The following is a 20,287-nucleotide window of genomic DNA, read 5'->3' on the forward strand; positions in this document are numbered from 1 at the left end:
CGCCCCCACCCACTTCAAGCCTTCGAACGGAGGGCCCCATGCCTTCTTCTGTCATGCGCACGCCCAGTCGGGGTGACGGTCACCCGTCGCCGATCGCCGTCTCCGCCATCGGGCTGCGCAAGTCCTACGGCGACAAGACCGTCCTCGACGGCATCGACCTGCGCATCCCGGCCGGTTCCGTGTTCGCGTTGCTCGGGCCGAACGGCGCCGGCAAGACCACCGCCGTCAAGATCCTCTCGACCCTCATCTCCCCCGACCACGGATCCGGCGAGATCCGCGTCGGTGGCCACGACCTCGCGGCCGATCCGCGGGCGGTGCGTGCGGCGATCGGTGTCACCGGGCAGTTCTCCGCGGTGGACGGGCTGATCACCGGTGAGGAGAACATGCTCCTCATGGCGGACCTGCACCACCTGTCCAGGGCGGAGGGGCGGCGGGTCGCCGCCGCCCTGCTGGAGCGCTTCGACCTGGTCGAGGCCGCGAAGAAGCCCGCCTCGACCTACTCCGGCGGCATGAAGCGCCGCCTCGACATCGCCATGACCCTCGTCGGCAGCCCGCGGATCATCTTCCTCGACGAGCCGACCACCGGCCTGGACCCACGCTCCCGGCACAACATGTGGCAGATCATCCGCGAACTGGTCTCCGACGGCGTCACCGTCTTCCTCACCACCCAGTACCTGGAAGAGGCCGACGAACTCGCCGACCGCATCGCCGTGCTCAACGACGGCAGGATCGCCGCCGAGGGCAGCGCCGAAGAACTCAAGCGGCTCGTCCCCGGCGGACACGTCCGGCTCCGCTTCGCCGACCCGGCCGCCTACCAGGACGCCGCCTCCACGCTGCGCGAGGCCACCCGGGACGACGAGGCGCTCGCCCTGCAGATCCCCAGCGACGGCAGCCAGCGCGAGCTGCGCTCGATCCTCGACCGCCTCGACACGGCCGGCATCGAGGCCGACGAACTGACCGTGCACACCCCCGACCTCGACGACGTCTTCTTCGCCCTCACCGCCTCCACCACCGTCCCCGGCCAGCCCAAGGAGAACGCCCGATGAGCTCCCTCACCCTCGCCGTGCGCGACTCCACCACCATGCTGCGCCGCAACCTCCTGCACGCCCGGCGCTACCCGTCGATGACACTGAACCTGCTGCTCACGCCCGTCATGCTGCTGCTGCTCTTCGTCTACGTCTTCGGCGACGCGATGAGCGCGGGCATCGGCGGCGACGGCGCCGACCGCTCCGCATACATCGCCTACCTCGTACCGGGCCTGCTGCTGATGACCATCGGCTCCACCACGATCGGCACCGCGGTCTCCGTCTCCATGGACATGACCGAAGGCATCATCGCCCGCTTCCGCACCCTGGCGATCCACCGCGGATCCGTGCTCTTCGGACACGTCGTCGGCAGCGTGATCCAATGCGTCATGAGCGTCACCCTCGCCGCAGCCGTCGGAGTCGCCATCGGCTTCCGGTCCACCGACGCCACCCCCCTGGAATGGCTGGCGGCCTTCGCCCTGCTCGTCCTCTTCGCCACCGCCCTCACCTGGATCGCCGTCGGCATGGGCCTGTCCAGCCCCAACGCCGAAGCGGCCAGCAACAACGCCATGCCGCTCATCTTCCTGCCGCTCATCTCCAGCGCCTTCGTCCCGGTCGACGCGATGCCGGGCTGGTTCCAGCCCATCGCCGAGTACCAGCCGTTCACCCCGGCCATCGAAACCCTCCGCGGACTCCTCCTCGGCAGCGAGATCGGCCACAACGCATGGCTCGCCGTCGCCTGGTGCCTCGGACTCACCGCCCTCGGCTACTTCTGGTCCAAGTCACTGTTCGACCGCGACCCGAAGTAAGGGGAGAAGGACCGGTCAGCAGCGTGCGGGCAGGGGCCCGAAGCTCGTCCCGCTGCGGGGCGGCGCACTCCGACACCGCGTCGGCGTACGCCGCCCCGCAGCCGTTCACGCGGCAGCACCGACGCAGGGGCAGCGAGGAAGGGCCGCCAGGCAGACACGGCGAGGCAGACACAGCGGCAGACACGGCGAAGGTCGTCTAGCGGGACGTGACCGCGCACCCCGCGCCGACTGCCGGGACGCGGGCCGCACGGGGGAGAGCGGGCCCGTCCACGGCCGCCGAGGCCGGTTGTCCCAGTGCCGCACGCGCCGAGCGAAGATGCTCCAGCCCTTCCTTCGCCACCCGCGTGACCTCCTCGTACTCCCCCGCCGTACGGGCCCCGGACAGCCGGGCGCGCGCCGCGCGATGACACTCCGCCGCGCTGGTCAGCGCCCGGCCCGCCGCCTCGTCCGCACCCGCCCAGGCCCGAGCGCCCGGCGGGACGAGGCCGCCGCCCAGCCGGATCAGCCAGTGGTTCGCCTCCGCCTCCGCATCCAGGTCGGACAGCCCGGAGGGGCCCGATGCACCGGACCGTCCTGGACGTCCGGGCCGACCGGACCTGCCGGACCGCCCTGGACGTCCCGGCCGACCGGCCGGACGTCGGGTGCGAGCCGCGCGGCGCTGGGCCACCACCCCCGCCACCGCGCCGACGATCAGCAGCACCGACAGCGCGATCATGAACCCCGTGGATCCCATGGCTGGCTTCCTCCCTTGCCCCGTCGGCCCGTGCCGGCGTACCGCTATGAGACGACGCGGCGCTGTGCTCCCGCCCCGGGCTTCCTGTGCGCCTCCGGTGAGGTTTCCAGGAGCGGATCGGAGGCCGCGCGGGCCCCGCGGATGAACCTCGCCGCGACCACCGCCAGCAGTGACGCCGCCGACAAGGTGTACAGGCCGCCGTTCGTGCTGCCGGTCGTGTCCTTGAGGTAGCCGAAGAGCGTGGGGGAGAAGAAACCACCCAGGTTTCCGATGGAGTTGACCAGCGCCAGGCCCGGCGCCGCGATCCTCAGGTCGAGCCCCGACTGCGCCATCGGCCAGAACAGCGTCGCCGCGCACTTCGAGCCGACCCCGGCCAGCGTGATCGCCGCGAGGCCGAACCAGGGGGAGCCCAGGGTGGCCAGATAGGTGCCCGTGGCCGACAGCACCAGGGTGATCGCCAGATACGGACGGCGGTCCGGGGCCCGGTCGGTGAAGTGGCTCATCGAGTACATGGCGATCATGGAGCAGACCGCCGGGATCGCGGACAGCAGCCCGACCTGGAAGGACGACAGTCCGCCGATGTCCTCGATCAGGCTCGGCAGCCAGAAGGTGATCGCGTAGCCGGTGAGCGTCATCGCGAAGAACGCGCCGGTCAGCAGCGCGACCTGCGGGTGGAAGAGCAGCTTGAACCGTGACGTGTGCGGGGCGCGGCTGCGGGCTTCCCGGTCCTTGGCCACCGCCGCGCCGAGCGCGTCCTTCTCCTCCCGCGTGAGCCAGCGCGCGTCCTCGATCCGGGAGACGAGGAAGAACCCGGCGACGATCCCGACCACGACCGAGAACACGCCCTCCAGCCCGAACATCCACCGCCAGCCGGCGACCCCGCCCGCGCCGTGCAGCTCGAGCAGCGCCCCGGTGACCGGGCCGGTCACGATGCCCGCGGCCGCCGAACCACCGAGGAAGATCGCCGTCGCCCGGCCCCGGCTCGCGTCGGGCAGCCACTGCGTGATGTAGAGCATCGCGCCGGGGAAGAAGCCGGCCTCCGCGACGCCGAGCAGGAAGCGCAGCGTGTAGAAGGTCGTCACGTTGTGGATGAAGCACATCGCCACGATCACCAGACCCCAGGTGATCATGATGCGGGTCAGCCAGACCCGGGCGCCGAAGCGCTCCAGGAGCATGTTGCTGGGCACCTCGAACAGGGCGTACCCGATGAAGAACAGGCCCGCCCCGAGGCCGTAGGCGGTGGCGCTGATGCCGACGTCGGCCTGGAGCTCGTCCTGGACGAAGCCCACGTTCGTCCGGTCGAGATTGTTGACCAGGAGCATCAGGACCAGGATCGGCATCATCCGGCGAAGGAACTTGCCCACCGCCCGGCTCTCGGCGCCGTTCTCGGTGCCGTTCTCGGCCCCGCCCTCAGCCCGGCTCACAGGTTCTGACATCGTTGTCTCCCCATCGCGTTGTTCACATACATGAACTCATGTTACGTATGTGGGAACGATATGGAGGCAACCCCTCCGGGTCAATGGGCTGTTCAGACGCCCACATATGTGAACGGCTCATGAAGAGAGCCACGCCCCCCGACGCGCAGGTCGGGGGGCGTGGCCCGGAGAAATCCGTCGGCTGTCGAAGACCGAAGGTGAAGCCGACGCCTACGCGGAATCGGACGCCGACGGCGACGCCGACGCCGACGCGCTCGGCTGCGGCGGTGAGCCCTGGCCGTCCTCCGTCGCGTCCGGGTCCACGCCGACCGTGATCGACCCGTGGACGCCCCTCGCGATGTCCCGCCTGTCGTAGCGCAGCTTCAGCAGACCGCCCTGGGTGCCGCTCTGGTCGTAGATCGTGTCCTCGGTGAGGGTCGTGCGCTCCGCGGCGTTGCTCGCGTACGGCTCCACCATCGCCGAGGCGAGCACGGACTCCTCGTCGAAGAAGAACTGGCCGGTGTGGCAGGTGTGCCCGCCCTCGTAACCGGCGTCCGTCCACGCGCCGTCCACGTGCACCTTGACGTGGATGTGGACGCACCGGCCGCGGTACCAGCCCGGGAAGACCGTCCGGAAGGTCACCTGACCGTGCCGGTCCGTTCGCCAGGTGCCGCGCAGATAGCGGCTGTCGTCCGTGGGTTCCTGGTGGCCGCCCCCCGGGGGTGCCCCGGTGGGCGCCCCCGTCGGAGGTTCGCCGGTCGGGGGTTCGCCGGTCGGAACGGGACCGCCGCCACCGCCGTTGCCCTGGTCCTCGTAACCCGAGTACACCCCCGCCGCATCGCAGTGCCAGATGTCGACGGCCGCGTCCCGGATCGGCCTGCACGTCTCCGAGTCGATCACCTTCAGGCCGAGGAGGAGCGGGATGCCCTCCCGGTCCTCCGTGACGTCCCGGCGGATCTTGTCGGCGTCGATGTAGTAAGGACCCTCGACCGTCTCCGAGGTCAGCCGGTAGCAGACCTCCCCGTCGGTGCCGGTGTCGGCGCCGGTCCGGGCCGGTCTGCCGCGCCCGTCGGCGGTGCTCGCCGCGAAGGCGGTGCCGCCCAGGCCCGCCACCGCGACGCCGCCCGCGGCCACGGCCACGACCTTGCGACGTGATAAGTCCTGTTCGCTGTGTGGTTTCTGAGATCCCGTCATGAGGCCGGGACGCTAGGGACGAAACCTGTCAGGAGCATAAGGAAGAGCTGTCAGTTACCGGGGAAAACGAAAGTGGCCCGGAACCGACGTCGGTTCCGGGCCACTCCGCGAAAAGGCCTGCCGCTCCCGGCCGTGCGTGCTACTTCGGCTGCGGCTTGCGCACCGACAGGTGCAGCTCCCTCAGCCGGGCCTCCTCCAGCTCCGTCGGCGCGCCCATCATCAGGTCCTGGGCGTTGCCGTTGAGCGGGAAGGCGATGGTCTCGCGGATGTTCGGCTCATCGGCCAGCAGCATCACGATGCGGTCGACGCCCGGCGCGATACCGCCGTGCGGCGGGGCGCCGAAGCGGAACGCGCGCAGCATGCCGGCGAACTTCTCCTCGACCGTCTCGTGGTCGTAGCCCGCGATCTCGAACGCCTTGAGCATGATCTCCGGCTCGTGGTTCCGGATCGCGCCGGAGGACAGCTCCACGCCGTTGCAGACGATGTCGTACTGCCAGCCCAGGATGTCCAGCGGGTCCTGGGTCTCCAGGGCCTCCAGACCGCCCTGCGGCATCGAGAACGGGTTGTGCGAGAAGTCGATCTTGCCGGTCTCCTCGTCCTTCTCGTACATCGGGAAGTCGACGATCCAGCAGAAACGGAAGACGTTCTCCTCGAAGTGCCCGGCACGCTTGGCGGCCTCGACCCGCACCGCGCCCATGATCTTCGAGACCTCGTCGTACTCGCCCGCGCCGAAGAACACCGCGTGGCCGGCGGCCAGCGACAGGCGCTTGGTCAGCTCGGCGACGTTCTCCTCGGTCAGGAACTTCGCGATCGGACCGGTCAGCGAGCCGTCCTCGGCCACCCGGACCCAGGCCAGGCCCTTCGCGCCCAGCGTCACCGCGAAGTCGCCGAGCTGGTCGAAGAACTTACGGGGCTGCGCGGAGACGTCCGGCACCGGCAGCGCGCGGACGTGCTTGCCCGCGAAGGCCTTGAACTCCGAGCCCTCGAAGATGTCGGTGATGTCGACGAGTTCCAGCTGGGCCCGCAGGTCCGGCTTGTCGGAGCCGTACTTCAGCATCGACTCGCGGAACGGGATGCGCGGGAAGGGGGAGGTGACGTGGCGGCCGCCGCCGAACTCCTCGAACAGCTCCGTCATGAGCTTCTCGATCGGCTGGAAGACGTCCTCCTGCTCGACGAAGCTCATCTCGACGTCGAGCTGGTAGAACTCGCCCGGCGAGCGGTCCGCGCGCGCGTCCTCGTCGCGGAAGCAGGGGGCGATCTGGAAGTAGCGGTCGAAGCCCGAGATCATCAGCAGCTGCTTGAACTGCTGCGGGGCCTGCGGCAGGGCGTAGAACCGGCCCGCGTGCAGACGGGACGGGACGACGAAGTCGCGGGCGCCCTCGGGGGAGGTCGCGGACAGGATCGGCGTCGCCATCTCGTTGAAGCCCAGCGCCGTCATCTTGTGCCGCATCGCCGAGATGACCGACGTCCGCAGCATGATGTTGCGGTGCATGCGCTCACGGCGCAGGTCCAGGAAGCGGTACTCCAGGCGCCGCTCCTCGTTGACCCCGTCCTCGGCGTTGATCGTGAAGGGGAGCGGCTGGGCGGCGCCGAGAAGCTCGACCTCGCCGACCTCGACCTCGATCTCGCCGGTCGGCAGCTCCGCGTTGACGTTCTCCGAGCCGCGCGAGACGACCTTGCCGTCGATGCGGACCGTCGACTCCTTGGTCAGCCGGTCGAGGGCCTCGTACGCGGGCGTGCCGGGACGGGCGACGAGCTGCGTGATGCCGTAGTGATCACGCAGATCGATGAAGAGGATGCCGCCCAGGTCGCGCCGATTGTGCAGCCAGCCGCTCAGCCGGACGTCGGTGCCGACGTCAGAGGCGCGGAGCTCGCCGCAGGTGTGGGACCTGTACCGATGCATCGTCGTTCATCCAGTCTTCGCGGATCGGGGGCGTGTTTCACGTGAAACAACCCCCAGCGTACCGGGCAGTCACTGATCACCTCCCCTCAATACGGGTGCGGCGATCAGTGGCACTTCTTCGCCCCATCTTCCTAAAGTGGGGCAATGCGCACTGGTGAGCCGTTGCCCGCCGTGGGGGAGGTCCTCGCCTCCCTCGCGACCGGCCTGTGGCACTGGGACACCGCCACCGGGCTGGTCACGGTCGACGCCGAGGCAGCCCGGCTGCTCGGGCTGCCCCCGGAGGAGACGGTCCTCACCGAGGCCCAGACCCGGGCCCGCCTCCACCCCGTCGACTGGAACGAGATCACCGGAGTGATCCAGCTCGCCGTCGCCGAGGGCACCCTCGCCGAGGTACGCATCCGGATCATGGACGACCTGGGACGGGTCGTCCGGGTCGTGCGCAGCCGCTCCAAGCCGTCCTTCGACCCGGTGAAGAAGGCGTACGAGCTGATCGGCACCCTCCAGGAAGTGACCGAACCGACGCCGGGCACCCCCGCGGGACGGACCGCCGTCACCGGCGACTGGCGGCGCTCACGCGAGGCGTTCCTGCTGGACGCGGGCCGGGCGCTGGCGGAGGCGCGGTCCACCGAGGAGGTGCTGAGGGTCGCGGCGGCCCTGTCCATGCCGGGCTTCTCCCCGGACGGACTCGCCGTCTTCGGCGTGAAGGGCGAGCGGCTGACGATCATCGGCCACCACGGACACCGGTCCGGCGACGACGACCCCTTCAGCCATATGTCCATCCATACGGACTATCCGGCCGCCGAGGTCGTGCGCACCGGGCGGGCCGTGTACCTGTCCTCCCCCGAGCGGTACAAGGAGCGCTACCCGCTCACCTGGCCGCTGGCCGCGCACTTCGGCCGTCACTCGTGGGCGTTCCTGCCGCTGACGGTGGCCGGCCGCACGATGGGCGCCTGGATGGCCGGCTTCGCGTACCCGGTGGCGTTCACCCCGGACGAGCGGTCCGTGCTGACGACGGTCGCGCGCATGCTCGCCCAGGCCCTCACCCGCGCGAGTCTGGCGGAGACCCAGCGCGAGCTGACCGACGGCCTCCAGCGCTCCATGCTCCCCACCCTCGGCCCCGAGATACCGGGCATGACCCTCGCCGCCCGCTACATACCGACCGGCGGCGGCCTTCAGGTCGGCGGCGACTGGTACGACATGATCCCGCTGCCGAGGGGCCGCTTCGCCCTGGTCATCGGCGACGTCCAGGGCCACGACGTCCGCGCCGCGGGGCTCATGGGCCAGCTGCGCATAGCGGTACGGGCGTACGCCGCCGAGGGCCACCGCCCCGACGCCGTCCTCTCCCGAGCCTCCGGTTTCTTCCACGGCCTCACCGACACGGACGGCGGAGCCGGGGCCGATCCGCGTTTCGCCACCTGCCTGTACATAGAGGTCGACCCGGTGACCGGGGTCCTGGAGACCGCCCGGGCCGGACATCTGGACCCCACGATCCGCATGTCCGACGGCACCGTGCTGGTCCGCGCCACCGCCGGGGGCCTGCCCCTCGGCATCGACCCGGACGCCGACTACCCCACCACCCGGCTCGCCCTGGAACCCGGCGAGGCGCTGATGCTCTGCACCGACGGCCTGCTGGAGACCGGCGGCCACGACCTCGACACCGGCTGGCGGCGCGTCCGCAAGATCCTCGAGGCACACCAGGGCGATCTGGAGGAGCTGGCCGACGCCCTGGTCCAGGCGGTGCACGGCCCTTCCTCCCACCACACCACGGGCCCTCTCGCGGACCGCCGCGAGGACGACATCGCCGTGCTGCTCCTGTGCCGCCAGGGCGCGGGCGGCTGCGGGCCCGGCGCCGCTCCCGTGCCGGTCCGGCAACCCGTGCGGCGCTCGATGCTGACGGTCGCGCAGGCCGAACCCGAGCGGATCGCCGTGGCCCGGCAGCAACTGCGCGAGCTGCTGCACGACTGGACCTGCGAGGACCAGGTCGACTCGGCGGTCCTGCTGGTCTCCGAGACGCTGACGAACGTCCTCGTCCACACCGACGCGGACGCGCTGCTCGTCGCCGAGGTGACCGGCGGCCCCGGCGAACGCCGGCTCCGTATCGAGGTCACCGACGCCGGCGACGACCTCCCCCATATGCGCCGCCCCGGCGAACTGGCGTCCTCGGGGCGTGGCCTGGTCCTCATCGAACTGCTCGCGGACACCTGGGGGGTGGCGCCCCGGGGTGAGGGCAAGAGCATCTGGTTCGAGCTCTACGAGTTCGGCGAGCCCTCGGCGGGAGCACTGTGACGCGTCCGTAGTTCGTGCAGGACCCCGAAGGCGGCGGCCGTCAGGGGAACGGCGAGCAGCATGCCCAGGATCCCGGCCACGGACGCCCCGGCCGTGATGGCCACCATCACCACCGCCGGATGCATCTGCACGGTCCGGCTCTGGATCACCGGCTGCAGCACGTGCCCCTCCAGCACCTGCACCGCCAGCACCACCCCGAGCGCCCACAGCGCGATGACGAAGCCCCGGTCGGCGAGCGCCACCAGCACGGCGACGGCCCCGGAGAGAAAGGCGCCGAGATAGGGGATGTACGCCCCGACGAAGACGAGGGCCCCCAGCCCGACCGCCCCCGGCACATCGAGGACGAGCAGTCCGACGGTGATGCACACGGCGTCGATGAAGGCGATGAAGGTCGTGCCCCGCATGAACCCCTCCACGGCCCGGAAGGCCCGCCGGGCCATGGCCTCCAGGGTGTCGCCGGTACCGCGTGGAGCGAGGGAACGCAGCGCGCCGACCGCCCGGTGCGAGTCGCGCAGAAAGAAGAAGACGAGCAGCAGCGCGAGCACGGCCATGGCGATGCTCTCGCCGACGACACTCACCCCGCTGATGACGTTGGACGCGGCCGTCCCCCCGAACTTGGTCAGCAACTCCTTCGCATTGGACGCGAGGTCGTCGAGCGAGGTCCCGGCGGCCCCGAAGTGCTCGGCGATGCTCCGTGCCGCCGACCTGAGCGCGGCGACGATCTGATCCCCGCTGTCGATCAGCGCGGCGACGACGATGTACACCGCCCCGCCGACCACGGCGACGACGGCGACACACGTCAGCCCCGCCGACACCGACCGGGGCACCCCCACCTCCACCAGCCTCCGGTACAGCGGCCTGAGCAGCGCGGTCCCGAGCAACGCGAGCAACACGGGGGTGACGGCGGTACGAAGCTCCGAGCAGAGCCTGATCCCGACGTATCCCACGCCTGACGCGAGCAGCACGAGAGCGCACCAGGCGGCCAGGCGACGCGCGGGCAGCGGGAGCAGGTGCACGGGTTCAGCGGATCACGGAAGCACCGGGTTGTCCTGACCGGACGGCCGCCCGGGTGAAGGGACATGACCCGGACTCAGAATCGAACATCCACTCCTAAAGGGTGAACGTCCTTGCCAGTGCAGCCCGTTGCTGTGGCATATGCCTATTTTTCGAGGCGGAGGTGATGCTCGATGTACGAGCAGAGCAACACACCGCCGCCGGACCAGTCGGCGGCACAGCAGGACGCGATCGACGTCAATGACTTCGTGTTCGCGGCGACGGGGGCGCGGCTGCGGAGGCTGACGCTGCCCGACCGGGAGCACTGGTTCGTGGCGGCGGACGTGGCCACGCAACTCGGGTACGCAAACACGCGCCAGGCGCTCCTTGCTCATGTTCCAGCAAACTGTCACACAGCGCTGAGCGATCTTGCTCGAAGCGTCTATGGAGCAGACGCTTCACGCAAAATTGCAGTTCACGGGCTCAAGAAGTCGATGAGGATGGTGAACCTGAAAGGGCTCATCAGCCTCGTCAACGGTTGCAGCAAACCCGAGTGCGCACCATTCAAAGCCTGGGTCGACGAAGTCATCCAGTCTGTCCAGCGGCAGGGCTCCTACTCCCTGGAACCGGCCGCCGGACAACCCGCCCCCGTCGGCGGTACCGCGTACGTCATGCCCGAGCAGGTCGTCGAGGCCATCGTGCGGCTCGAGGAGCGCAACCTGTACGCGGACGAGATGCTGGCAGCCGCCGCAGGGGAGCGCAACGACCTGCTTCGGCAGATCACGGACAGTCAGAACAGGATGGCCGACGCGCTGAGGGACATCGCCGAAGCCCTCAGGCGGCCCAGCCACAGCGCCCCTGCGCCTGGACTGACTGCCCAGCAGCTTCTCGACACGTGGAAGAAGAGGCACCTCCTCGTCACAGATGACGTGCACACAGTCGCCGCCGTCCTCGCCCCGGCACTGGCGCGTGGTGAGGCCCGCTACCACGTCGAGGAGATCGCCGCCCGGACCGGTATGTCGCAGGATCGCGTCCACGACTGCCTGCGCATGCTGCTGAAGCGCGGCTGTATGCGGCAGACCGGGTGTTCCGCTGACGGAGCGCCCGTCTACGTGCTGCCGTAGTCAGGTGACATGAGACAGGCCCGAAGTCGCAAACCAACGTTGCGGCTTCGGGCCTTGTCACACCGTAGCGGCTGTCGGCCGGCCGGAGGGCTAGATGCCCTCCGCCGTCATCCCGTGCACCGCCGGAATCGTGCCCAGCCGGCCCTTCTGGAAGTCCTCGAAGGCCTGCTGGAGCTCGTCCTTGGTGTTCATCACGAATGGGCCGTAGTGGGCCATCGGCTCACGGATCGGCTGCCCGCCCAACAGCACGACCTCCAGGTCAGGCGTGTGCGAGTCCTGCTTCTCGTCCGCGCGGACCGTCAGCGAGGAACCCGCGCCGAAGACCGCCGTCTGACCCAGGTGGATCGGCCGACGCTCGGCGCCGACCGAGCCGCGGCCGGCCAGTACGTACGCGAGACCGTTGAAGTCCTCACGCCACGGAAGAGTGAGTTCCGCGCCCGGCGCGAGGGTCGCGTGGACCATCGTGATGGGGGTGTGGGTGATGCCGGGACCGGCGTGGCCGTCCAGCTCGCCCGCGATGACCCGCAGGAGCGCGCCGCCGTCCGGGCTCGCCAAGAGCTGTACGTGGCCGCCGCGGATGTCCTGGTACCTCGGCGCCATCATCTTGTCCCTGGCCGGCAGGTTCACCCACAGCTGGAGGCCGTGGAAGAGACCGCCGGACATGACCAGCGACTCCGGCGGCGCCTCGATGTGGAGAAGACCCGAGCCGGCCGTCATCCACTGGGTGTCGCCGTTGGTGATGGTGCCGCCGCCGCCCTGGCTGTCCTGGTGGTCGAAGATCCCGTCGATGATGTAGGTGACGGTCTCGAAGCCGCGGTGCGGGTGCCAGGGGGTGCCCTTCGGCTCGCCCGGCGCGTATTCCACCTCGCCCATCTGGTCCATCATGATGAACGGGTCGAGGTGGCGGTAGTTGATCCCGGCGAACGCACGGCGTACCGGGAAGCCCTCACCCTCGAAACCGCTCGGCGCGGTCGTGACGGTGAGCACGGGACGTGCGACCGCGTCGGCCGATGCGGTGACGCGCGGCAGGGTCAGCGGGTTCTCGACGGTCACTGCGGGCATGTCCGTACCTCCTTGGGCGACGTACGTCCCAGTTTAGTTGAGCATTGAACTTTCTGCTACCCGTAACGATGGAAGCCCGCAGGACATTCCCGTGGAGCGGCGACCGCGCAGGGGCAGTGGCGCGGGGGAACCCTATGGCACGGCTGTGAAGGGCATGAGGCATCCACCGGACACCCGAGGGACGGCCAGGAAGAAGAAAGGAGAGAGAGAAGGAGGGCGAAGGAGAGCGAGAAGAGGCAGCGACAGCGAGCGAAGAGCGGGGGAGAGGGAGAGGGGAGAGGGGAACCCTCAGCCGTACATCCGCCGCATCGCGAACTCGACCATCTGCTCGACCGCCTTCGCGTCGAACACCATCCGGTGCTCACCCTCCATGTCGAGGACGAAGCCGTACCCGGTGGGCAGCAGGTCGACCATCTCGGAGCCGGTGATCACGAAGTACTTGGACTCCTTGCCCGCGTACCGGCGCAGCTCCTTGAGCGAGGTGAACATCGGGATCACCGGCTGCTGGGTGTTGTGCAGGGCGAGGAAGCCGGGGTTGTCACCGCGCGGGCAGTAGACCTTGGAGGTCGCGAAGACCTGCTGGAAGTCCTCCGCGGCCAGCTGCCCGGTGGTGAAGGCCCGCACCGCGTCCGCGAGGGACGGCGGGGACGGCTCCGGGTAGAGCGGCGGCTGCTGACCGTACCCGCCGTGGCCGCCGGGCATCTGCTGCTGCGGCGGGGCGTACTGCTGCTGTGCAGCACCGCCGTCCATGGGCTGGCCGTATCCGTACATGGGCGCAAGCGTACCGAGCGCGCCCGCCGGGCGGGGCGGTACGGGGGCCCCTTCCGAGGCGCACGGCACGCGTTACGCGTCACAGATGGCCGGTTCGGGGTTGCGACTTATTACCGACGGGTAGCATCATCGGTAGCTACTTGTTGGTACGTGAACTAGCGCGAGGATCCAGTCCCTCGCCGATCTCTCTTTACGGAGCCGTCGCCATGGGGCACTACAAGTCGAATCTCCGCGACATCGAGTTCAACCTCTTCGAGGTGCTCGGGCGCGACAAGCTGTACGGCACCGGCCCGTTCGGGGAGATGGACACCGAGACCGCGAAAAGCATCCTCGAGGAGCTGACCCGCCTCTCGGAGAACGAGCTGGCGGAGTCCTTCACGGACGCCGACCGCAACCCGCCCGTCTTCGACCCCGAGACCAACACCGCGCCGGTCCCCGCGTCCTTCAAGAAGAGCTACCAGGCCTTCATGGACTCCGAGTACTGGCGTCTGGGCCTGCCCGAGGAGATCGGCGGCACCACCGCCCCGCCGTCCCTGATCTGGGCGTACGCGGAGCTGATCCTCGGTGCCAACCCGGCCGTGTGGATGTACTCCTCCGGCCCGGCCTTCGCCGGCATCCTCTTCGACGAGGGCAACGACGTCCAGAAGAAGATCGCGCAGATCGCCGTCGACCGGCAGTGGGGCTCCACGATGGTCCTCACCGAGCCGGACGCCGGCTCGGACGTGGGCGCCGGCCGTACCAAGGCGGTCCAGCAGGAGGACGGCTCCTGGCACATCGAGGGCGTGAAGCGCTTCATCACGTCCGGTGAGCACGACATGTCGGAGAACATCCTCCACTACGTGCTGGCCCGTCCCGAGGGCGCCGGTCCCGGCACCAAGGGCCTGTCCCTCTTCATGGTCCCGAAGACGCTCTTCGACTTCGAGACCGGTGAGCTGGGCGAGCGCAACGGCGTCTACGCCACGAACGTCGAGCACAAGATGGGCCTGAAGGCCTCCAACACCTGCGAGATGACGTTCGGCGACCGGCACCCGGCCAAGGGCTGGCTGATCGGCGACAAGCACGACGGCATCCGCCAGATGTTCCGCATCATCGAGTTCGCCCGCATGATGGTCGGCACGAAGGCGATCTCCACGCTCTCCACCGGCTACCTCAACGCCCTGGAGTACGCCAAGGAGCGCGTCCAGGGCCCCGACCTGGCGAACTTCATGGACAAGGCCGCGCCGAAGGTCACCATCACCCACCACCCCGACGTGCGCCGCTCGCTGATCACGCAGAAGGCGTACGCGGAGGGCATGCGCGCCCTCGTCCTCTACACGGCCTCCGTCCAGGACGCGATCGCCGTGAAGGAGGCGAACGGCGAGGACGCGAAGACGGAGCACGCGCTCAACGACCTGCTCCTGCCGATCGTCAAGGGCTACGGCTCCGAGAAGGGCTACGAGCAGCTCGCCCAGTCCCTCCAGACCTTCGGCGGCTCCGGGTTCCTCCAGGAGTACCCGATCGAGCAGTACATCCGCGACGCCAAGATCGACACCCTGTACGAGGGCACCACGGCGATCCAGGGCCAGGACTTCTTCTTCCGGAAGATCGTCCGCAACCAGGGCGCCGCGCTGAACTCCCTCGCCGAGGACATCAAGAAGTTCCTGGCGCTGGGCACCGGCGGCGAGGAGCTGGCCGGCGCGCGCGAGCACCTGGCCAAGGCCGCCGTCGAGCTGGAGGCCATCGTCGGTCTGATGCTGACCGACCTCGCGGCCACCGAGCAGGACGTCAAGAACATCTACAAGGTGGGCCTGAACACCACCCGCCTGCTGCTCGCCTCCGGTGACGTCATCGTCGGCTACCTGCTCCTCAAGGGTGCCGCGATCGCCGCCGAGAAGCTGGAGTCGGCCGCCACCAAGGCCCTCTCCGCGAAGGACGTGGCGTTCTACACCGGCAAGATCGCGGCGGCGAAGTTCTTCGCGGCCGACGTCCTGCCGGGCGTCACCCTGGCCCGCAAGATCGCCTCCGGTGTCGAGCTCGACCTGATGGAGCTGGACGAGGCCGCCTTCTAGCACTCGGAGGCCTCTAGCACTCAGAGGCCGCGTTCCAGGACGCATCCGCACAACCGCGCGACACTCCACATTGTCCTCACGAGGGCCCGCTCCCCATCACCGGGAGCGGGCTCTCGTACGTCGTTAAGGTGAACCCCATGAGCGCACCCTCCCGCTTCGACCGCGGCCACACCGACGACCTCATGACGTTCCTGACGGCGAGCCCGTCGCCGTACCACGCCGTGGCGAACGCGGCCGAGCGCCTGGAGAAGGCCGGGTTCCGGCAGGTCTCGGAGACGGACGCCTGGGACGCGGAGGCCTCGGAAGCCTCCGCGGCGGGGAGCGGTGGCAGGTATGTGCTGCGCGGCGGCGCGATCGTGGCCTGGTACGTGCCCGAGGGCGCCGCGCCGCACACGCCGTTCCGGATCATCGGTGCGCACACCGACTCCCCGAACCTGCGCGTCAAGCCGCTGCCCGACACCGGGGCGCACGGCTGGCGCCAGGTGGCCGTGGAGATCTACGGCGGTCCGCTGCTCAACTCCTGGCTCGACCGCGACCTGGGCCTCGCGGGCCGGCTGACCCTGCGGGACGGCTCGACGCGTCTGGTCGACGTGGGCCGCCCGCTCCTGCGGGTCCCCCAGCTCGCCATCCACCTGGACCGGGCGGTCAACACCGACGGCCTCAAGCTCGACAAGCAGCGCCACCTCCAGCCCGTCTGGGGCCTGGCGGGCGATGTGCGCGACGGCGACCTGATCGCCTTCCTGGAGCAGGAGGCCGGGCTGGCCGCGGGTCAGGTCACCGGCTGGGACCTGATGGCGCACTCCGTGGAGCCGCCCGCCTACCTGGGCCGCGACGAGGAGCTGCTGGCCGGCCCCCGGATGGACAACCTGCTCTCCGTGCACGCCGGTACGGCGGCGCTGACGGCCGTGGCGACCGGCGGCGAGGGCCTGCCGTACATCCCGGTGCTGGCCGCCTTCGACCACGAGGAGAACGGCTCGCAGTCGGACACCGGCGCGGACGGGCCGCTGCTGGGCAGCGTGCTGGAGCGTTCGGTGTTCGCGCGCGGAGGGTCGTACGAGGACCGGGCGAGAGCCTTCGCGGGCACCGTCTGTCTGTCCTCCGACACCGGTCACGCCGTCCACCCCAATTACGCGGAGCGGCACGACCCCACGCACCACCCGCGGGTCAACGGCGGTCCGATCCTCAAGGTCAACGTCAACAACCGCTACGCGACCGACGGTTCGGGCCGGGCGATCTTCGCCGCCGCCTGCGAGAAGGCGGGCGTGCCGTTCCAGAACTTCGTCTCCAACAACTCCATGCCCTGCGGCACGACCATCGGCCCGATCACCGCGGCCCGGCACGGCATCCGCACCGTCGACATCGGCGTGGCCATCCTGTCGATGCACAGCGCGCGGGAGTTGTGCGGCGACGCCGACCCGTACCTGCTGGCCAACGCGCTGGTGGCGTTCCTGGAGGGGTAGCAAGTCGGCCGCCGCGCATGGGAGTCGGGCCCCGGGGTACCCGGATCCGGTGGTGAACCGGAGTGGCCGGTACACCGGACAGGAGGCAACATCATGGGCCTCGGCGGATGCATCATCCTCATCGCCGTGGGAGCCATCCTCACGTTCGCGACGGACTGGGACATGCAGGGCGTCAATCTCGACCTGGTCGGCGTCATCCTGATGATCGTCGGGCTGATCGGCGTGACGACGTTCAGCAGCATCGCCCGGCGCCGCCGGGTGATGGTGCCTCCGACCTCGACCACGGTGGTCGAGACAGAGCGGCACCAGCGTGACGGTTACAACGGCGGCTACGGCGTCTGACCGTGACCCGGGTCAGGCGCCCGGTCCGGCCAGGACCCACGGCAACCGGTCCGCCCCGCCCTCGGTGAGGCGGACCGGAACACCCCGGTCCTGCCGGCGGACCTGGCCGACGGGGTACTCTCCCGGCCGACCGTCACGTCGGCGCGACGTCAGCGCGACGTCAGCGCGTGCCCCGTGGTGGCGTCCACATGGGCCGGGACCTCCTCGTGGCGATCGCCGACCGTCGAGGTGCCGGTGGGTTCCAGGAGAAGGATCTCGGTGGGCACGGGCGCGTACGGCTTGTGTTCGGTGCCGCGCGGGACGGTGAAGACGGAGCCCTTGGGAAGGGTCACGGTGCGCTCTCCCCCCGGCTCGCGCAGGGAAATGCGGAGCTCCCCCTCCAGGACCAGGAAGAACTCGTCCGTGTCGTCATGGACGTGCCAGAGGTGCTCGCCCTCGACATGGGTGACGCGCACGTCGTAGTCGTTCACGGTGGTGACGATGCGCGGGCTCCACTGCTCGGTGAAGGAGGCGAGCGCGGCGGGCAGGGAGACGGGTTCGTTGGTCATGTCCCCCATCGTGGGGTGGGCCGCGCGGCCGTGCGAGTGCTAGGAATCGCACATGCCGCAAGATTCCTCTCAACGCACCGTGAGTGCGCCGCACCGGGTCGCCGTGATCGTGGACGAGGGCACCAATCCCTTCGAGGTCGGTGTCGCCACCGAGCTGTTCGGCCTGCCCCGGCCCGAACTCGGGCTGGCCCGGCCGCTGTACGAGGTCGTGCTGTGCACCCCCGCGCGCGAGGTGCGGATGAACCACGGGTTCTTCACCATGACCGGCGGGCGCGGCCTGGAGGCGGTGGACTCGGCGGACACCCTCGTGGTGCCGGGCCGGCCCGACAATGTCGTCCCGCGCGGCCCCGCCGTCCTCGACGCCATCCGGCGCACCCACGCGCGCGGGGCGCGGGTCATGAGTTTCTGCACCGGCACCTTCGCGCTCGCCGAGGCCGGGCTGCTCGACGGACGCCGGGCCACCACGCACTGGATGTGGGCCGAGGCGTTCCGCGCGCTGCATCCGAAGGTGCGGCTGGAGTCCGACGTCCTCTTCGTCGACGAGGGCGGCATCCTCACCGCCGCGGGCAGCGCCGCCGCCCTCGACCTCGGGCTGTACGTCGTACGGCGCGACCACGGCGCGGAGATCGCCAACGCCGTCTCCCGCCGGCTGGTGTTCGCCGCGCACCGGGACGGCGGCCAGCGGCAGTTCGTGGAGCGCCCGGTGCCGGACGTGCCCGACGAGTCGCTGGCGCCGCTGCTCGCGTGGGCGCAGGAGCGGCTGGGGGAGCCGCTGACGGTGGCGGAGCTGGCGGCGCGGACGGCGGTGAGCCCGGCGACCCTGCACCGGCGGTTCCGGGCGCAGCTCGGCACCACCCCGCTCGCCTGGCTGACGGCGGAGCGGGTGGCGCTCGCCTGCCGGCTGATCGAGCGGGGTGAGCAGCGGCTGGACGTGGTGGCGGCCAGGAGCGGACTGGGGACCGCCGCGAACCTGCGCGCCCGCGTGCGGCGCGAGACCGGACTCAGCCCATCGGCCTACCGGCGGCGTTTCGGACCGGCCGTCGGGGAAGCCGTAACCGCATGAGATTCCTCGTACGCGACCGGCTCCTCGGCTTCGGTGACGACTACTGGATCGAGGACGACCGCGGCAACAAGGTGTACCTCGTCGACGGCAAGGCGATGCGGCTGCGGGAGACCTTCGAGCTGAAGGACACCCGTGGACGGGTCCTGATCGACATCCACCAGAAGATGTTCGCCCTGCGGGACACGATGGTGATCGAACGGGACGGCGAACCGCTGGCCACGATCCGGCGCAAGCGGCTGTCGCTGCTGCGCAACCACTACCGGGTGGCCCTGGCGGACGGCCGCACCGAACTCGACGTCAGCGGCAAGATCCTCGACCGGGAGTTCGCGGTCGAGTACGACGGCGAACTGCTGGCCGTCGTCTCCCGGCGGTGGCTGCACGTGCGGGAGACCTACGGCGTCGACGTCGTGCGGGAGGACGCGGATCCGGCGCTGCTCATCGCGGTGGCGGTGTGCGTGATCCACCTCGCCGACAAGGAACGCGAGGACTGAGGACCAGAAAGAACCGGGAGCGGCTGGGCGCGGGAGGCCGGGAGCGGCTCGGGGCGGGAGGCCACGGCTCGGGGCGGGAGGCCGCGGCTCGGTGCGGGAGGCCGCGGCTCGGTGCGGGAGGCCGCGGCTCGGTGCGGGAGGCCGCGGCTAGGGGCGGCGTTCAGGAGTGCGCAGGCCGAGGACCCGGTCCTTCAGGGCCGGGAACTGCTCCCGGGTCGTGGCGACCCTGGACGGGTCGAACTCGACCCTCAGGACCTCCTCGCCGGAACCCGCCTCCGCCAGCACCTCGCCCCACGGATCCACCACGATCGAGTGACCCGCCTGCGGAACTCCGGCATGCGTCCCGGCCGTTCCACACGCAAGCACGAACGCCTGGTTCTCGACCGCCCGCGCCCGGGCCAGCAGCGTCCAGTGCGCCCGGCGGCGCTCCGGCCAGCCCGCGGGGATCACGAGGGTCTCGGCGCCGGCGTCGACGAGACCGCGGAAGAGTTCGGGGAAACGGAGGTCGTAGCAGGTGGCGACACCGACGGTCGTTTCGGGAAGGCGGACCGTCACCAGTTCCTCGCCCGCGCCCATCAGCACGGCCTCGCCCTTGTCGAAGCCGAAGCGGTGGATCTTGCGGTAGGAGGCGGCCAGGTCACCGGAGGGGGAGAAGACGAGAGACGTGTTGAAAAGGGGTCCCTCGCCCGCGGCGGAGCCGCCGCCGGACGGAGCGCGCTCCGGGATCGAGCCCGCGTGCAGCCACACGCCCGCCTCGCTCGCGGCCTTGGCCATCGCCTCGTACGTCGGCCCATGGAGGGGCTCGGCCTCGCTGCCGAACTCCTCGTAGGCGAACGCCCCGGTCGTCCACAGCTCCGGCAGCACCACGAGGTCGGCGGCACCGGCCTGCTCCCGTACCAGTGCGGCAACCCGCACCCGTCGCGATTCGACCGATTCGCCCTCTTCTACAGCGATCTGGATCAGAGAGGCGCGCACACTACCACCGTCCTGGCATTCGAGTCGTCCACACGGGCCTACGAT

Annotated in this window: 18 protein-coding genes; 9 read left to right on the top strand and 9 right to left on the bottom strand. The window is 70.1% G+C overall.

Annotation, left to right across the window (positions count from 1 at the left end; translation table 11 throughout):
• Window positions 1-38 precede the first annotated feature (38 nt).
• Both OG933_RS21855 and OG933_RS21860 read left to right on the top strand, forming a co-directional pair.
• Window positions 39-1,046, top strand: a complete 1,008-nt coding sequence (locus tag OG933_RS21855) for an ATP-binding cassette domain-containing protein (protein WP_405628547.1) — start codon at window positions 39-41, stop codon at window positions 1,044-1,046.
• Complete coding sequence (locus OG933_RS21860; protein WP_405628548.1) at window positions 1,043-1,834, top strand: ABC transporter permease; 792 nt, start codon at window positions 1,043-1,045, stop codon at window positions 1,832-1,834. Before OG933_RS21855 ends, OG933_RS21860 begins: the two co-directional genes overlap by 4 nt.
• Window positions 1,835-2,030: 196 nt before the next feature.
• Here the strand turns inward: OG933_RS21860 and OG933_RS21865 are convergent, their stop codons facing one another.
• The 4 genes from OG933_RS21865 to aspS form a co-directional block, all read right to left on the bottom strand.
• Window positions 2,031-2,567: a hypothetical protein gene (locus OG933_RS21865; protein ID WP_405628549.1), complete on the bottom strand. Its 537-nt coding sequence runs from the start codon at window positions 2,565-2,567 to the stop codon at window positions 2,031-2,033.
• Between the two features lie 44 nt (window positions 2,568-2,611).
• Window positions 2,612-4,003, bottom strand: a complete 1,392-nt coding sequence (locus OG933_RS21870; RefSeq protein WP_405628550.1) for an MFS transporter — start codon at window positions 4,001-4,003, stop codon at window positions 2,612-2,614.
• 210 nt (window positions 4,004-4,213) lie between these two features.
• Window positions 4,214-5,176, bottom strand: a complete 963-nt coding sequence (locus tag OG933_RS21875; protein WP_405628552.1) for an intradiol ring-cleavage dioxygenase — start codon at window positions 5,174-5,176, stop codon at window positions 4,214-4,216.
• 139 nt (window positions 5,177-5,315) lie between these two features.
• On the bottom strand, window positions 5,316-7,079 hold the full coding sequence (gene aspS, locus OG933_RS21880) for an aspartate--tRNA ligase (RefSeq protein ID WP_362524552.1): 1,764 nt from the start codon (window positions 7,077-7,079) through the stop codon (window positions 5,316-5,318).
• A 144-nt stretch (window positions 7,080-7,223) separates the two neighbouring features.
• On the opposite strand from aspS, the gene OG933_RS21885 reads away from it, so the two are divergent.
• Entirely contained in the window at window positions 7,224-9,365 is a 2,142-nt protein-coding gene (locus tag OG933_RS21885; RefSeq protein ID WP_362524550.1) for a SpoIIE family protein phosphatase, read from the top strand.
• On the opposite strand, the gene OG933_RS21890 is transcribed toward OG933_RS21885, so the two are convergent.
• Window positions 9,329-10,381: an AI-2E family transporter gene (locus OG933_RS21890; protein WP_405628554.1), complete on the bottom strand. Its 1,053-nt coding sequence runs from the start codon at window positions 10,379-10,381 to the stop codon at window positions 9,329-9,331. The genes OG933_RS21885 and OG933_RS21890 overlap by 37 nt on opposite strands.
• Window positions 10,382-10,552: 171 nt before the next feature.
• Between OG933_RS21890 and OG933_RS21895 the strand changes: the two genes are divergently transcribed.
• Entirely contained in the window at window positions 10,553-11,482 is a 930-nt protein-coding gene (locus tag OG933_RS21895; RefSeq protein WP_405628555.1) for a Bro-N domain-containing protein, read from the top strand.
• Window positions 11,483-11,572: 90 nt separating this feature from the next.
• On the opposite strand, the gene OG933_RS21900 is transcribed toward OG933_RS21895, so the two are convergent.
• Together OG933_RS21900 and OG933_RS21905 are read right to left on the bottom strand one after the other, a co-directional pair.
• Entirely contained in the window at window positions 11,573-12,544 is a 972-nt protein-coding gene (locus OG933_RS21900) for a pirin family protein (protein ID WP_054242047.1), read from the bottom strand.
• Between the two features lie 288 nt (window positions 12,545-12,832).
• Window positions 12,833-13,315 (bottom strand): SseB family protein, encoded by a 483-nt coding sequence (locus tag OG933_RS21905; protein ID WP_362524543.1) that lies wholly within the window; start codon window positions 13,313-13,315, stop codon window positions 12,833-12,835.
• A gap of 206 nt (window positions 13,316-13,521) precedes the next feature.
• Between OG933_RS21905 and OG933_RS21910 the strand changes: the two genes are divergently transcribed.
• From OG933_RS21910 to OG933_RS21920, 3 genes are all read left to right on the top strand, one after another.
• A complete protein-coding gene (locus tag OG933_RS21910; RefSeq protein WP_362524540.1) occupies window positions 13,522-15,363 on the top strand; it encodes an acyl-CoA dehydrogenase in 1,842 nt (613 codons plus the stop codon).
• 137 nt (window positions 15,364-15,500) lie between these two features.
• Entirely contained in the window at window positions 15,501-16,823 is a 1,323-nt protein-coding gene (locus OG933_RS21915; RefSeq protein WP_267019355.1) for a M18 family aminopeptidase, read from the top strand.
• Between the two features lie 93 nt (window positions 16,824-16,916).
• Entirely contained in the window at window positions 16,917-17,165 is a 249-nt protein-coding gene (locus OG933_RS21920) for a DUF6458 family protein (RefSeq protein ID WP_054242050.1), read from the top strand.
• A gap of 149 nt (window positions 17,166-17,314) precedes the next feature.
• Here OG933_RS21920 and OG933_RS21925 read toward each other — a convergent pair whose 3' ends face one another.
• Window positions 17,315-17,713, bottom strand: coding sequence for a cupin domain-containing protein (locus OG933_RS21925; RefSeq protein ID WP_405628558.1), 399 nt, complete (start codon window positions 17,711-17,713; stop codon window positions 17,315-17,317).
• Between the two features lie 52 nt (window positions 17,714-17,765).
• Here OG933_RS21925 and OG933_RS21930 point away from each other — a divergent pair, with 52 nt between their 5' ends.
• Entirely contained in the window at window positions 17,766-18,776 is a 1,011-nt protein-coding gene (locus OG933_RS21930) for a GlxA family transcriptional regulator (protein WP_405628560.1), read from the top strand.
• Window positions 18,773-19,267: an LURP-one-related/scramblase family protein gene (locus tag OG933_RS21935; RefSeq protein ID WP_020130573.1), complete on the top strand. Its 495-nt coding sequence runs from the start codon at window positions 18,773-18,775 to the stop codon at window positions 19,265-19,267. The genes OG933_RS21930 and OG933_RS21935 overlap by 4 nt, the downstream gene beginning before the upstream one ends.
• Window positions 19,268-19,414: 147 nt before the next feature.
• Here the strand turns inward: OG933_RS21935 and OG933_RS21940 are convergent, their stop codons facing one another.
• Window positions 19,415-20,242 carry a carbon-nitrogen family hydrolase gene (locus OG933_RS21940; RefSeq protein WP_385252312.1) on the bottom strand — a complete coding sequence of 276 codons (828 nt, stop codon included), beginning with the start codon at window positions 20,240-20,242 and terminating at the stop codon, window positions 19,415-19,417.
• Between the last annotated feature and the right edge of the window lie 45 nt (window positions 20,243-20,287).

Origin of the sequence: Streptomyces sp. NBC_00016, assembly GCF_045040885.1 — a bacterium.
Classification (GTDB): Bacteria; Actinomycetota; Actinomycetes; order Streptomycetales; family Streptomycetaceae; genus Streptomyces; species Streptomyces coriariae.

Coding starts and splice junctions, on each gene's coding strand:
- OG933_RS21855 (WP_405628547.1), top strand. CDS start 39: ATGCCTTCTTCTGTCATGCGCACGCCCAGTCGGGGTGACGGTCACCCG.
- OG933_RS21860 (WP_405628548.1), top strand. CDS start 1,043: ATGAGCTCCCTCACCCTCGCCGTGCGCGACTCCACCACCATGCTGCGC.
- OG933_RS21865 (WP_405628549.1), bottom strand. CDS start 2,567: ATGGGATCCACGGGGTTCATGATCGCGCTGTCGGTGCTGCTGATCGTC.
- OG933_RS21870 (WP_405628550.1), bottom strand. CDS start 4,003: ATGTCAGAACCTGTGAGCCGGGCTGAGGGCGGGGCCGAGAACGGCACC.
- OG933_RS21875 (WP_405628552.1), bottom strand. CDS start 5,176: ATGACGGGATCTCAGAAACCACACAGCGAACAGGACTTATCACGTCGC.
- aspS (WP_362524552.1), bottom strand. CDS start 7,079: ATGCATCGGTACAGGTCCCACACCTGCGGCGAGCTCCGCGCCTCTGAC.
- OG933_RS21885 (WP_362524550.1), top strand. CDS start 7,224: ATGCGCACTGGTGAGCCGTTGCCCGCCGTGGGGGAGGTCCTCGCCTCC.
- OG933_RS21895 (WP_405628555.1), top strand. CDS start 10,553: ATGTACGAGCAGAGCAACACACCGCCGCCGGACCAGTCGGCGGCACAG.
- OG933_RS21900 (WP_054242047.1), bottom strand. CDS start 12,544: ATGCCCGCAGTGACCGTCGAGAACCCGCTGACCCTGCCGCGCGTCACC.
- OG933_RS21905 (WP_362524543.1), bottom strand. CDS start 13,315: ATGTACGGATACGGCCAGCCCATGGACGGCGGTGCTGCACAGCAGCAG.
- OG933_RS21910 (WP_362524540.1), top strand. CDS start 13,522: ATGGGGCACTACAAGTCGAATCTCCGCGACATCGAGTTCAACCTCTTC.
- OG933_RS21915 (WP_267019355.1), top strand. CDS start 15,501: ATGAGCGCACCCTCCCGCTTCGACCGCGGCCACACCGACGACCTCATG.
- OG933_RS21920 (WP_054242050.1), top strand. CDS start 16,917: ATGGGCCTCGGCGGATGCATCATCCTCATCGCCGTGGGAGCCATCCTC.
- OG933_RS21925 (WP_405628558.1), bottom strand. CDS start 17,713: ATGACCAACGAACCCGTCTCCCTGCCCGCCGCGCTCGCCTCCTTCACC.
- OG933_RS21930 (WP_405628560.1), top strand. CDS start 17,766: ATGCCGCAAGATTCCTCTCAACGCACCGTGAGTGCGCCGCACCGGGTC.
- OG933_RS21935 (WP_020130573.1), top strand. CDS start 18,773: ATGAGATTCCTCGTACGCGACCGGCTCCTCGGCTTCGGTGACGACTAC.